Annotated in this window: 12 protein-coding genes and 1 pseudogene; 2 read left to right on the top strand and 11 right to left on the bottom strand. The window is 67.1% G+C overall.

The genetic code is table 11. From position 1 onward, the window contains the following. The first annotated feature begins 97 nt into the window (after positions 1 to 97). Positions 98 to 412: a hypothetical protein gene (locus tag G406_RS56870; protein WP_156934907.1), complete on the top strand. Its 315-nt coding sequence runs from the start codon at positions 98 to 100 to the stop codon at positions 410 to 412. A 6-nt stretch (positions 413 to 418) separates the two neighbouring features. Here G406_RS56870 and G406_RS54065 read toward each other — a convergent pair whose 3' ends face one another. The 4 genes from G406_RS54065 to G406_RS0115725 form a co-directional block, all read right to left on the bottom strand. After that, entirely contained in the window at positions 419 to 1,717 is a 1,299-nt protein-coding gene (locus G406_RS54065; RefSeq protein ID WP_156934906.1) for a hypothetical protein, read from the bottom strand. 170 nt (positions 1,718 to 1,887) lie between these two features. Further along, entirely contained in the window at positions 1,888 to 2,622 is a 735-nt protein-coding gene (locus G406_RS56865) for a hypothetical protein (RefSeq protein WP_028934583.1), read from the bottom strand. Positions 2,623 to 2,885: 263 nt separating this feature from the next. Continuing rightward, entirely contained in the window at positions 2,886 to 3,041 is a 156-nt protein-coding gene (locus G406_RS56860) for a hypothetical protein (RefSeq protein ID WP_156934905.1), read from the bottom strand. A 382-nt stretch (positions 3,042 to 3,423) separates the two neighbouring features. Then, positions 3,424 to 4,398 (bottom strand): ABC transporter permease, encoded by a 975-nt coding sequence (locus tag G406_RS0115725; protein ID WP_169736709.1) that lies wholly within the window; start codon positions 4,396 to 4,398, stop codon positions 3,424 to 3,426. Between the two features lie 150 nt (positions 4,399 to 4,548). Between G406_RS0115725 and G406_RS0115720 the strand changes: the two genes are divergently transcribed. After that, positions 4,549 to 5,295 carry a class I SAM-dependent methyltransferase gene (locus tag G406_RS0115720; protein WP_028934581.1) on the top strand — a complete coding sequence of 249 codons (747 nt, stop codon included), beginning with the start codon at positions 4,549 to 4,551 and terminating at the stop codon, positions 5,293 to 5,295. A gap of 103 nt (positions 5,296 to 5,398) precedes the next feature. On the opposite strand, the pseudogene G406_RS59540 reads toward G406_RS0115720, so the two are convergent. The 7 genes and pseudogenes from G406_RS59540 to G406_RS47225 all read right to left on the bottom strand — a co-directional run bounded on the left by G406_RS59540 (position 5,399) and on the right by G406_RS47225 (position 12,221). Then, positions 5,399 to 6,172, bottom strand: a pseudogene (locus tag G406_RS59540) (aminoglycoside phosphotransferase family protein). A gap of 286 nt (positions 6,173 to 6,458) precedes the next feature. Next, positions 6,459 to 7,151, bottom strand: a complete 693-nt coding sequence (locus G406_RS0115710) for a hypothetical protein (protein ID WP_028934580.1) — start codon at positions 7,149 to 7,151, stop codon at positions 6,459 to 6,461. Then, entirely contained in the window at positions 7,148 to 8,227 is a 1,080-nt protein-coding gene (locus G406_RS0115705; protein ID WP_028934579.1) for an ABC transporter ATP-binding protein, read from the bottom strand. Before G406_RS0115705 ends, G406_RS0115710 begins: the two co-directional genes overlap by 4 nt. Next, positions 8,220 to 9,146: an acyltransferase domain-containing protein gene (locus tag G406_RS47230; RefSeq protein ID WP_051342163.1), complete on the bottom strand. Its 927-nt coding sequence runs from the start codon at positions 9,144 to 9,146 to the stop codon at positions 8,220 to 8,222. Before G406_RS47230 ends, G406_RS0115705 begins: the two co-directional genes overlap by 8 nt. Beyond that, positions 9,143 to 9,985 carry a carbohydrate ABC transporter permease gene (locus G406_RS0115695; RefSeq protein WP_037076810.1) on the bottom strand — a complete coding sequence of 281 codons (843 nt, stop codon included), beginning with the start codon at positions 9,983 to 9,985 and terminating at the stop codon, positions 9,143 to 9,145. Before G406_RS0115695 ends, G406_RS47230 begins: the two co-directional genes overlap by 4 nt. Before the next feature lie 5 nt (positions 9,986 to 9,990). Beyond that, the gene (locus G406_RS0115690) at positions 9,991 to 10,893 is read right to left on the bottom strand and encodes a carbohydrate ABC transporter permease (RefSeq protein WP_028934577.1); all 903 of its coding nucleotides are present in this window, start codon (positions 10,891 to 10,893) and stop codon (positions 9,991 to 9,993) included. After that, entirely contained in the window at positions 10,890 to 12,221 is a 1,332-nt protein-coding gene (locus G406_RS47225; RefSeq protein ID WP_051342162.1) for an extracellular solute-binding protein, read from the bottom strand. Before G406_RS47225 ends, G406_RS0115690 begins: the two co-directional genes overlap by 4 nt. Positions 12,222 to 12,387 lie beyond the last annotated feature (166 nt).

The following is a 12,387-nucleotide window of genomic DNA, read 5'->3' as shown; positions in this document are numbered from 1 at the left end:
GTTACTGAACCTTAGGCATCGCTTAGTCTTCGACTATTCTCCGGTCCCGCACACTAATCGCACGACTCGCGGAAAATCGAGAACGGGGAGTGGTCCGATGACTATTCTGGCAGATGACCGATGTGTCGGCACATCGGGTCCGTGCCTCCGACCGGCAGACGAGACGGTCCCGCTGGACCGTTCTGCCTCGGGTGCGCCGCGCCGCGAGAGCCGGCGGATGCACGTCCGGTTCGTCGTCACCGACCACGACGGGACACCGGTGGCCTCAGGCGTGAGCCCGACTGATGCCGATGAGCTGGGCAGCCTGGCCAACGTCGGTCACATCACGCGCCTGCTGCGTGCGGGCAACGTGGTGCTGCACTCCGGCCAGCGATTGACCGCCTGGATCGACGACACCAGCCCCGCCGCCTGAGCGGACTCAGCCGAAACCGTTTCCACCGTTTCCACCCTGGCCGCCGTTCCCGCCGTTGCCCCCGCCGGAGGGGCCACCGGAATCCGCTCCTGAAGACCCGTTGGCGCTGCCGCCGGGGCCGCCGAATCCACTGCCGCTGCTGTGCATGCCGCCGCCGGTGTTCCCTGAATTGACACCGGGCCGGTCGCCGAATCCGCCGCCCATTTCATCCCCTGAGCCACTGCGCATGCTGCGCGCCAGGTCGCCGAAATCGGAATCGTCGTCGTCGGACTTCTTCGACCGATGATCGTCCTCGTCCTTTGAATTCCGGTCGGAATCCTTGACGTGGTGGTCGGATTTCGGCTTCGAGTCGTCTGACCGGTCGTCTGAGTGGTCCGATGACGGGGCATCGTCCGCCGGGGCGTCATCGATATGGTCTGGTTTCGGCGATGGCCCAGGTGATGGCTTCTCGGGCGATGGCCCGGGTGATGGCTTCTCGCGCGACTCCGGCGGCGGTTCGTTGAACGGCAGCGGCGACGGCGGATCCGCCGGTATCGGTGCGGGCGGTGGGACCGGCGGGGGTTGGGGTGACGGCAACGGTGGGGTCGAGGGAACCGGAGGAATCGCCGGGATCGGCGGCGGGGGAAGGGTCGGTGATGCCGGTGTGGGCGCGGAAAACGCCGGAACCGCGGGCTCCCGTTCCGGGTCCGGCGTCATCGGCGCCCGCACCGGCATCGTCGTGCGACCTGGTGGGGGTTTCATCGTGATGCCCTGGATCACGGCGGAGCGGACCCAGGAGCCCACGTCCCTGGGCTTCACCGAACGCAATGGGCCGTCCGGGGCCATGGTGACCACCAGGCCGCCGATCACGGCGAAGGTCAGCGCGGCGAACGCGGTGGCGGTTCCCCAGCGGCTACCGGATCGACGTCTGCGCAGCAGGTAGACGGCAGTGAGTGACGCCACGACCAGTGCGAGTCCGATCAGGCGGGTGCGGTGCATTCCGATCATGCCCGCGCCGGCCAGCGCCAAGGTGAACAGGGCGATCTCGAGCAGCAGAGCCCTGGTCCGACCGGGGCGTTTCGCCGGTTTCGGTTTCTTCGGCGTCGTGGTCGGGTGTGCGGCGTCGGGCTCGGCCGTCTGCCGGACCGGTGGGCGGGTATCGCCGCGCGGCGTCGGACGCTCGTCGGGTTCCGGTCTGGGCTCCGGGTCGCGGTCCAGCACCGTCGTACCGGCCGACATCCTGCCCGCCGATGCCCTGCTGGCCGGCTTGTCGATCCGTCGCCGACGGGACCTCCCTACATCGATCTTGCTGTGGATTCCACCCACTGGAGCCTCCGTAAGGCCAGGCGCGATCCCGGCGCCGACTGTGACCGTGCGTGGCCCGGTGGTCTCGGACACCGCGAACCGGGGAACGGGTCCGAGACCGCCGGGCTGCTGGGGAGCGGCGGGCCTTGCGTACGAAGCGGGCTCTTCGGCACGCTCGGGCTACCCGTCACTCAACCCATCTTGGGCGGCTCGGGTTGCCGACCCAGGCCTGGCAGGGCGGGGTGCGGATCCCGATGCTGTGCGTGATCGTGGGGTGACGTCGAATGGGCGGTTGTCGCCGGAGTCGCCTTGGTAGCGGCCTTGGGCGCGTGCACGGGCTTAGGTGTCGGCGTGGAGGTCGGTGTGGACGCCAGGGAACTTCGCGCGGGATGCGCCGAGGTATCGCCGGGTAGCTTCTTCATCTGACCGGTGGCGGGGCTGTCGATTCGGACCCGGTCGGGTTTCGCCGCGGTCACCTTCGCCTGGTGTTCCTTGACCTCGCCCGACTGCCCGTCCTGGGAGTGACCCGCACCCTCCGTGCTGTCATCAGTGTCCGAGACGGACGCGTTGCCCGCCTTGCCTCCGGTGCCTGCCTTCGCCCCGCCTGTCGTGCTGTGCCCGTCCGCCTCGCCTGCTTTGCCCGGCTTCGCCTGACCGGCGGTGTCGTGCTCGTCCGCCTTGCCTGCTTTGCCTGCCTTGCCCGGCTCTGCCTGACCAGCGGTGTCGTCGTCGTCCTCGTCCTCGTCGTCGGATCGGCTCTCGGCCCGCTCGGTCCTGGGGTGGCTGTCGGCTACACCGGAGAGCTGCGATTGGGTCGAATCGGAGTCGGATGTGCTGGCCAGCGCGGGGGCCGCCATCAGTACAGCCGCTCCGGTGAGGGCGGCGATCGCGGCCGATACGACAATGGTTCGGTGTGTACGGCTCATCGGGGGTGATCCCGCTCCTTGCGATCGCGTCACGAATCGGCTGGTGTGCGGACGGTCCGATACGAGTGCGCCCGTGCGCAGTTCCTGGCCGCGGTCCGTCTGTACGGTACAGAATCACCAGCGGGCTTAATGGCGGGATAAACGATCGGCAAGTCGGTAATAAAGGCAGTCGGGCGGAAGCGGTTCGGTGGAAGACGGCATGGCCGCTGACCCGTCGAGGGGAGGGCGGATCAGCGGCCACGCCTGTTCTGGAGGGCGGTTACTTACAGACCGACCAGGCCGAGCACCTTGCCGAGCAGGCCGGTCACGGTGCCGAGGACGCCGGAGAGCAGGTCGCCGACCCCGCCCGCCGCCGATGCTCCCTCGGCGAGAACGTGGGTATTGCTACTTGCGTATGTGGCGAGTCCGTGCAGCAGCATGTGTCGCAATCCTTTTCTGTGGTGGACCCGAGGTGGTCCTCGGCCCCATTCCGATGGGGAATCTGAGATCCGATGCCGTCGCGGGATCGCGTCACGTCGATGTCGGCGGAGCGGCCATTCCGATACTGGCCAGGCGCACAGACCGAACTCGGGTGCGAGACGCCATGAGTGGGCATCGGAACCAGCCTCCGCGCCCCGGACTATTCCGGTAAAGCGAGACATCTCGATGCTTTACATTCGAATCTACTGAAGGGTCGGCGATCCTTCAATCCACGTCGACTCGACACTGCTCCACGAATCCGGTACGTGCCACTGGATCTGCTCGCTGACCAGCGGTCCGATCGGATCGCGGCGACGGGCAGTGACCCGCACCGACCCGGGTCTACGCGGTAGTGACGGTGAGGGAACGTGCTCGTCGGTCCCGCCGGGACTTGATTCTCGCCATACAGACGGCGCCGATCAACAAGGAGATCACCGCCACGGTGATGACGAAGATGCTCAGGGAGTAGAGATAGTCTCCGCTTTTCCTGATGGACTCGGTGAACGTGCTGACGTTGTAGCCGCGGTCGGCGGGTGTGGCGACATGATGCTGAGCATCCAGCACCGTCGTGATCTCCCGCACGGCGTCACCCACGGTAGCGCTGTCGGTCGACTTGGCGATGATGCTGTCGACCCGGCCGTCCCGGTCTCCGGTGAGGTAGGCACGGGCGGCGGCCAACGGAACCACGGCCAGGTTGTCGGCCTGGTCGTTGGACTCGAAGACACCGACGACGGTGAAGGCGCTGTTCGCCAGTTGGATCGAGCGCCCGATGACGGTGTGTGGATCGGTGTTGTGACCGAAGAGCAAGCTGACGGTCGTCGGGCCGATGACCACGGCTCGATCGCCGTCGGTGATCTGGCTCGCGCTGAACCAGCGCCCGGCGAGGATGTTGCGCGCAACGAGCTGGGGATAGTCCTCCTCGACACCGACCACGTTGGCCTTCTCCGCTGCCTTGCCCTCGGCGACCGTGATGCTGCCCGTGATCATGGGGGAGACCTCGGCAAGGTGTGGCGCGCGGTGCCTGTCGCGCAGCGCGCTGACGTCCGAGTCGGTGAGGCTCAGCGGCGCGCTCCCACCGAGGCCCGGGATCCTGGTCCGATCAGAGGTGATGTTGATCTGATCGGCCACCTTGGCGGCGCCGTCCCGATACTGTCGGGTCTGCCCGTCGCCGATGACGCCCAGCGCGATGATCGCGGCCGCGATCCCAACGATCCCGAGCGCGGCCCACAACGACCGAGGCCGTCGCCACAGACCGCTCGACCGACTGAGCGCCGCGATGATCGCGTGACCGAACTTGGCCGGGGATTCGGATTTCATCGTCGACTCCATGACTCGGGAACGGATATTCGAACGGCAGAACCTGCGAATTTCCTCTGCGGCTGAAGTCAACGACGGAATGCTCAGGGCCGCGCTATATAGACCATAAGATCAGGTAAAAGTGTCGGCGGGTTCCGCTAAGGTCACGCGATGGCATCCAGTTGGACAAACAACGATGCGATCAGACAGTGGAATATCTCCACCACGCGCAAGGCGATGGAAGCGAGCGCGAAGGACGGAGACTTCGCCAAGCGGCACCTAGTGAACCCTGTCCTACTGCGACTGTTGGGCGACGTGCGCGGCCTGCGGGTTCTGGACGCGGGATGCGGCAACGGATACTTCAGTCGAATGCTTGCCGAGTACGGTGCGCAGGTCGTGGGCGTCGAACCGACGGAGGTCATGTCTGCGTTCGCCCGGGAGAAGGAAACCGAGTCAAGGCAGGGCGTCACCTACGTTCAGGCGGACCTGACCCGGTTGCCGGACTTGGGCGGACTGTTCGACGCAGCCGTATGCAGCATGGTCCTGATGGCGATCCCCGACTGGAAGCCCGCTATGCGCCCCTGCGTGCAGGCACTGCGGCCAGGTGGCCTGTTCGTATTCGCCGTGGTCCACCCTGCCTTCGAGCAGTTGTGGGGCAGCCGGCGGGAACACGGTGAGTACCGGACTCGGCGGTACCTGGCGGAGTACGAGATCGTCGGGCCTTCTGCCTCGGATTTCCACCGGCCGATTTCGGCGTACCTCAATGAACTGGTGTCGCTGGGCTGCAGGCTGCGTGAGTTCGCCGAGCCCGGACTCGACCCTGCGGTAGCCGCGGCGGCACAGCCCGGCATCGCCGGGATCGATGGCTACGTCCACCTGCCGAACTTCCTGATCGTCTCCGCCGAGGTCGCCAGCTGACTGTCTCTCTTCTGCCGTGGTGCCGCAGTGAGCAGGGTGCGGATGGTGGCGCCGTCTGGGCATGGAACGTGTCTCAACATGATCCACGGTGGTGGAAGCCGATTCACTCGAGTCGAGCGAGGGAACGGCGAATTGTTTCGATGACTCGGCCAGGCATACCGTCTGTGTTCAGTGGTGCTCGCCCGGCGATTTGGTTCGGGATGAAGTCCAGCCAGCTCGTGTTCCAGCACAGCAACGCTCGGAGGTCCGCCCTGGCTTCGACCCTGACACCCGATGCTTGCTCGTAGTGGTGCAGGTAGGCGTCAGCGGCGTCGGCGGAGAACAGAACGGCGAGGTTGAGGCGACAGTGGCCGACGTCGGTGCCGCGTGAGCCGCGACCTGCCATGGTCCAGTCCACGACTCCGCTGATTTCGGTGCCGGTCTACAGGATGTTGAAGTGCTGGTAGTCGCCGTGCACGAGTACAGCGTGTTCGGTGCTCAGCTGCGTGCTCGCCGTGACGAGCGCGTCACGTCGTAGCCCGCGATCGTGGATCCATCCGAGGTCGACCTGTGGGTCGAACCAGCCGTCGCTACGCGCGGACAGAGTGCATTCCATCGCATGGATGTCCGCGTGCGAGCGAGCCAGGCGAGCGAGCCAGTGGTCCAGGTCGGGTGGCGCGAGCAGGACCCTCCCCGGCAACTCGGTCATCAGCAGCGCCCGGACCCCGGCCTGCTGACCTGTCGCATCAGACCCGAGCAGCCGCGGCGCGGCGATGCCTTGATCCCGCACGGCGTGGAGTGCCGCGGCCTCGCGTTCGATCAGCCCGTCCGTCCACATTTCGGGGTCTGTCCACCGCCGCAGCACGACGTGGCGCAGTGGACCGGTGCCGGCTCGCACCGTTATCCGATCGACACACGCTGTGATCCCGCCGATGAGTCGCTCGGTCGTCACGACGCTTGCGTCACGACCGCATTGAGCCGCGACCCACGACAGTGCTGAGAACGAGAGAGGCACGTACACCGTCGCATCCCTACCCGGCGACACCGCGCACCGTAGGTTCACACCGCGTGGTGTGCACACTGCGCGGTGTCGACCTACGGTGCGCGGTGTCGAGCACGAAGAGCACGGCCAGGTCTCCCAGGTTGCGGTGCACCTCGGTGGTCCGGGCGTCGCCGAGAAAAGGTTATCCGGCTTCTGGTGGTGGGAGGTAGGGCCGGAAATGGTCGGCGACGTCGGCTGCGATGCAGGCCACGTCCCGGGAGCCGTCGACCTCGATCATCTGGATGCCGAGTTCGTTCGCTGTCCGGACGGCGTCGTCGGCCACCAGACGGTCTCGCTCCAGCCGGTTGCGCTGTGCGCGGTCGGGGTCGCTGACCGGGTGCCCGAGCGTCGTCGCGCGGGGCAGCGTGCGGAGCTGATGCAGGCGGAACTCCGGGGTGGGGACCAGGATCACCATCCGGCGCGGTGAGTTGATGAAGGGAGCGATCAGCTCGGGTCGAAGCCCCCATCCTTCCGCGATGATCGGGCGCCCGGACGCCAGTGCGCGCAGGTCGTCCAGCACCCATTCGAACCGGATCGGGAACCCGGCCAGAGTGTCGGCGGCCATCCGTTCTGGCGTGGTGTCGACCCAGACGGCGTCCGGGTCGGGATCGGCGATCGGCTCGTCCAGTCTCACCCGGCGGGCGATTCGACGGTCCTGATGAGCGCGGGCGTCGTGCCGGTCGTAGTGGTAGGCGGTGACGCCGTATCGGTGGGCGAGTAGCCGAGCGACAGTGGATTTGCCTGCCCATTGGCCTCCGCCGATCCATAACGCGTGACGCACTGTCGTGCTCTCCCAGCCGACTGCGTCGGCCGAACGGTGAGCGCCACCGGTCACGGGTTCACCCGCTCTCCGGTGTCGGGGTCGAACAGGTGCACGGTGTGCGGCTGGTTCAGCCCGACGCGGACCTGCTGTCCGTAGGAGGGGGTCCGTGATCCGGGCGTTCGCACGACGATGCGCTCGGTGGTGGCGCCCAGTCGTGCCCGACCGTAGACGTAGGCGTCCGCGCCCAGCTCCTCGACGAGCTCAACTGTCATCAGCATCCCGGGATCGGTGATGTCGACCAGCCGCAGCGCCTCCGGGCGCACGCCGAGGATGAGCCGGGACCGGTGGCTCGCGCGGGTCAGCGGGACGGTGAGGCCGCCGAGTTCGGCGCCGTACGGGCTGATCGGAACGGTGAGGAGGTTCATCGCCGGTGAGCCGATGAAGCCGGCCACGAATGTGTTGGCCGGCCGGTCGTAGAGAGCGCGTGGTGTATCGCACTGTTGGAGCCTGCCCTCGCGCAGCACGGCGACCCGGTGGCCCATCGTCATGGCTTCGACCTGGTCGTGGGTGACGTAGAGGGTGGTGGTGCTCAGCTTGGTCTGCAGCGCGGTGATGTTCGCCCTGGTCTCGACGCGTAGCTGGGCATCGAGGTTGGACAGTGGCTCGTCCATCAGGAAGACGGCGGGTTCCCGCACGATCGCGCGGCCCATCGCGACGCGCTGGCGTTGTCCGCCGGACAGCGCGGCGGGTCGCCGGTCCAGGTACGGGGTCAGGTCGAGCAGCCGAGCGGCCTCGGCGACCCGCTCGGTGATCTCGGTCCGGGGACGCCGCCTGAGCTTGAGCGCGAACCCCATGTTGTCCGCGACGTTCATGTGTGGGTACAGCGCGTAGGACTGGAACACCATGGCGATGTCGCGGTCTCGTGCCGGGATGTCGGTGACGTCGCGACCGCCGACGCTGATCGTGCCCTCATCCACGTCTTCCAGACCGGCGAGCATGCGCAGCGCGGTGGACTTGCCCGATCCGGACGGTCCGACCAGTACGAGGAACTCGCCGTCGGCGACCTGCAGGTTCAGTGCGTCGACCGCCCGCACGGGTGTACTGCCGGGGAAGACACGTGAGGCGTCCCGGTAGTGGACCTCAGCCATCGGACTTCCCTCGGGTAGGTGGGTCGGGTAGTGGTAGCCAGCCGAGGCGGGTGTGCCAGTGGCCGCCGGCGCGCAGGTGCGCGAGTGCCGCCCGCTGCAGGGATGTCGTCGGGTCCAGCACCCATGGATCGACGGATTCGAGTACCCAGTGCAGGACCGCTTGGTCGCCGTCCGCTTCGCCGGGCAATAATCGGAAGCGCTCGGCGAACCGGAGGATGTTGGAGCCGCGCGGCAGGTATTCGGCCAGCTGCGGGTCCAGCAGCCAGGCGCGACAGTGCGCGATCCGGTAGGAGTCCAGCGGGAAGTGGTGGGCGAAGAACCCGGTCGCGTCGGCGAACGCCCGGTCGCAGTCGCCGGGCAGGAGCGGCCCGGACGCCGGGATGTGCACGCCCAGTGCGTCGGCCTGGGCATCGGCCCGCTCCGGTAGCGCCGCCGCCACCTCGGGCCCGACGAAGTCGCGTTCGAAGACGAGGCGACCGATGCGGTACACGAGCCCTCGGAAGACCGTGACCACCCATTCCGACTCGGATCGGTCCAACCCGCCCTGGCCCCGGATGCGTCGGCACCGGGCGAGGTTGGTGGCCAGCGCGTCGAACGTGGCCCACGAGACCCCCTCCGGGATGCCGCGTTCCCGGTGATAGGCCAGCACGTGCGGCAGCAGCACCAGGCAGACGTGCACATAGAAGTACCGGCCGGCCAGCCCGGTCCCGGACGGCGCGCGACGCAGCCGGGGACTGGTCTCCCGGCTCCCGAGGGTCTCCAGCACGGAGTGGGCGGTCTGTGTCACCAGCGCGTGGAGCAACGGTGCACGGGGCAGTGTCGCGATGAGGTCGTGCCGGTCCTCGCCGAATACACCGAGCTGATCCAGGGCCTCGGCCAGCTCCGGACCGTCTCGTAGCAGCGCGTCATCAGCGGTCACCGCTTCGCCGCCGTGAGTGTGATGCCGTCGACGAAGGTGCGTTGCGCGAACAGGAACACCGCCAGGATCGGAGCGGCGAGCAGCAGGGTGCCCGCCATCTGCAGGTTATACAGCGCACCTCGCTGCAGCTGGGTGAACTGGGACAGTGCGACGCTCAGGGTCCACGCCTCCTCGTTGGCGCCGGAGTAGACCAGCGGCGCGAAGAAGTCGTTCCAGGTGCCGACCAGGTTGAACAACGCGACCGCGACCAGTGCGGGTTTGGCCAGCGGCACGATGATGCGCAGCAGGATGCCGAGTTCGCTCGCGCCGTCGACCCGCGCGGCGTCGATCAGCTCCTGGGGGATGGTGCGCAGGAACTGGCGCAGCAGGAAGATCGAGAAGGCGTCACCGAAGAACGTGGGCACGATGAGCGGCTTGAGCGTGCCGATCCAGCCCAGATTCACGTAGACCGAGTACAGCGAGACGCTGGTGACCGCGGTGGGCAGCATGGTGGTGGCCAGGATGATCAGCATGACGTTCTCCCGGCCCCGCCAGTTCAGCCGGGCCAGTGCGTAGGCGACCGGCAGCGACGAGATCAGTACCCCGATCGTGGACAGTCCGGAGTAGAGCAGCGAGTTGGCCAGGTAGCGCCAGAAGGCAAACAGCCCAATCACCCGGCCGAAATTGCTCCAGTCGATGTGGTGGGGCAGCAGGTTGTTGCCGAGCGCCTCGTCGTCCGGCATCAATGCCATCCCGATGATCAGCAGCAACGGCAGCAGCAGCGCCAGGCAGACCCCGATCAGGACGCAGTGCCGTGCCACGTACAGCAGGGCTCGAGTGTGCCGAGGGTGTGTGGTCATGATCCTCATCCGCCCGCGTAGTAGACCCAGCGCCGCGACACCCGGATGAGTACGAGCGTGACCGCAGACAGCACGACGAACAGGATCCAGGCCAGCGCCGAGGCGTAGCCGAGGTGGAAGTAGGTGTAGGCCTGCTGGTAGAGCCAGGTGCCGTAGAACATGGTCGAGTCGTTGGGTGAGCCGAGTACCGCATCGGCGGACACCGATGTAGCGACCACGTAGGCCTGGGTGAAGTACTGGAAGCCGTCGATGACGCCCTGCAGCAGCGCGAAGTAGAGCACCGGTGAGATCGACGGCAGCGTCACCGACCGGAACGTCCGCCAACCCCGGGCGCCGTCGATCGTGGCCGCCTCGTAGATGTCGCGTGGCACGTCGAGCAGCGCCGCGAACAAGATGATCATCGTGTTGCCGGATGCCCAGAGCAGCAGCAGCCCGAGCCCCGGTTTAGCCCAGTTGGGGTCGGAGAACCACAGCGGCTGCCCCAGACCCAGTGCACCGAGCAGCCGGTTGAGCGGCCCGTCGGCGTTGAGCAGGTAGGTGAACGACAGCCCGGCCGCGACCAGCGGGACGATCGCGGGCAGGTAGAGCAACGCCCGGTACACCCCGAGGCCGTGCCGGACCCGGACCAGCAGCACGCTGATGCCCAGCGCGAACAGGATCTTCGCGGGCACCGCGATGCCGATGATCCACGCGGTGTTGCGCATCGACTGCCAGAACACCGGGTCGCCCGCGAAGATCAGCCGGTAGTTCGCCAGCCCGACCCAGTGCGGCGCGCTGCCCAGGGTGTAGGAGGTGAACGAGAAGTACAGGCTGGCCAGCATCGGGTACCCGATGAACGCGGCGAACCCGAGTAGCCACGGCGACAGGAACGCCAGCACGGTCAGCCGCCTGCGCACCGCGCGCCTCATCGCAGCGTCACCTGGGTGTCGATGTCACTGGCCAGCTGCCGCAATCCGAGGCCGAGCTCCGGGACCTGCCCCGACTCGTATCGTTCGACGAAGGAGCCGAGCAGGTGCAGATCGACCTTGCCCGCCGGGGTCACCTGCTTCCACGCGGAGCGGGGATGGCGCAGGATGCCGACGAATGCCTGGTTGGCCGGTGTGCGGGCGTAGGCGGCGGTCTTCAGCGACTCGTAGGTCGTCGGAATGTTCTGCAGCCGGTCGGCGATCTCGTTCATCGCTCCGGTGTCCAGCGCAAGGTATTTGACTGCGAGCCAGGAGGCGGCCGGGTCCCGCGCGTTCGACGGGAAACTGATCATGGTGCCGCCGATCTGGCCGGAGCCGTAATCGGACTCGTCCAGCGTCGGGAACGGCGCGGTGCCGTAGTCCACCCGGGACTCCTTGTCCAGGTACATGACCCGCCACTCGCCGTCCATGATCATCGCGACCTTGCCGGTCTCGAACGCGTTGCCGGGGGTGTACTCCGAATTCGCGCCGACCTCCGCGGTGAACCGGCGCAGCTTCTCGAAGCCGACCGAGTCGATGTAGTGCTTCTGCCACGCCAGGCCCCGCGCCCAGCGCGGGTCGTCCGCCAGCGCGGAGCGTCCGTCCGGTCGATACCAGGATGCGCCGAACGTCGGACCCCAGGTCATGTGGTTGGTGTGGTAGAAGGTGCTCAACGGTACGAATCCGGCGGTCTCGATCGACCTGTCCGGCCGGTAGGTCGTGAGCTTCTCGGCGTCCGCCTCGAGCTCGGCCAGTGTCCGGGGCGGGCGGGTGATGCCGGCGCGGCGGAACATCGTCTTGTTGTAGAACAGGCCTTCGGCATCGGTCAGCCATGGAAGTACGCACGTCTTGCCTTGATAGCTCGCGGTATTCAGTACCTGCGGCGGAACGACCTTGGACAGGGTGATGCCGTCCTCGGCCGCGAGGCGGCCCAGGTCGGGCATCGCCCCGGTCGAGCAGAACTTGGCCACGTTGTCCGGGCTGGCCAGCACAGCGATGTCCGGCCGGTCGCCGGAGTAGATGCCCTGCAGGACCTGGAAGTCGGACTTGCCCTGGGCCAGCCGCACGGTCAGCCACGGGTGGTCCCGGTGCAGCCGCGCCAACACCCGTTCGACCGACTCGGCTTCCGGGCCGCTGTGGAACGACCACATCGTCAACGTGGTCGGTGGATGCACCTCGCCGGGGCGCAGTGGCACGACCGCGGTCGCGGTGGGGAGCCGAGCGCTGCACCCGGCGAGCGCCGAGAGCAGCACGATCGCCACGGCGGTGACGGTGACATGCCAGCGAACCACTGTTGATTCCGTTCGCGAAGTTGATCCGATTCTTCAGCCTAGCGACGCCCGAGATAAATGAACCTCTCCGCACGTTAAAGAGTGAATTAGCGAATTTGCTGTATATGTTATGCCTATCGGATTCGGACAGGAGAGGCGTGTCACCAGGCCAGGCAGTACGGCTGAA

Source organism: Actinospineispora spinosispora DSM 44797, from assembly GCF_000429025.1.
Taxonomy (GTDB): domain Bacteria; phylum Actinomycetota; class Actinomycetes; order Mycobacteriales; family Pseudonocardiaceae; genus Pseudonocardia; species Pseudonocardia spinosispora.
The sequence above is the reverse complement of the archived record's forward strand: the minus strand, read 5'-3'. Positions and strand labels throughout refer to the sequence as shown.

Excerpts from the sequence above, each read along its gene's own strand:
- G406_RS56870 (WP_156934907.1), top strand. The coding sequence starts at position 98 with ATGACTATTCTGGCAGATGACCGATGTGTCGGCACATCGGGTCCGTGC.
- G406_RS56865 (WP_028934583.1), bottom strand. The coding sequence starts at position 2,622 with ATGAGCCGTACACACCGAACCATTGTCGTATCGGCCGCGATCGCCGCC.
- G406_RS56860 (WP_156934905.1), bottom strand. The coding sequence starts at position 3,041 with ATGCTGCTGCACGGACTCGCCACATACGCAAGTAGCAATACCCACGTT.
- G406_RS0115725 (WP_169736709.1), bottom strand. The coding sequence starts at position 4,398 with ATGAAATCCGAATCCCCGGCCAAGTTCGGTCACGCGATCATCGCGGCG.
- G406_RS0115720 (WP_028934581.1), top strand. The coding sequence starts at position 4,549 with ATGGCATCCAGTTGGACAAACAACGATGCGATCAGACAGTGGAATATC.
- G406_RS0115705 (WP_028934579.1), bottom strand. The coding sequence starts at position 8,227 with ATGGCTGAGGTCCACTACCGGGACGCCTCACGTGTCTTCCCCGGCAGT.
- G406_RS0115695 (WP_037076810.1), bottom strand. The coding sequence starts at position 9,985 with ATGACCACACACCCTCGGCACACTCGAGCCCTGCTGTACGTGGCACGG.
- G406_RS0115690 (WP_028934577.1), bottom strand. The coding sequence starts at position 10,893 with ATGAGGCGCGCGGTGCGCAGGCGGCTGACCGTGCTGGCGTTCCTGTCG.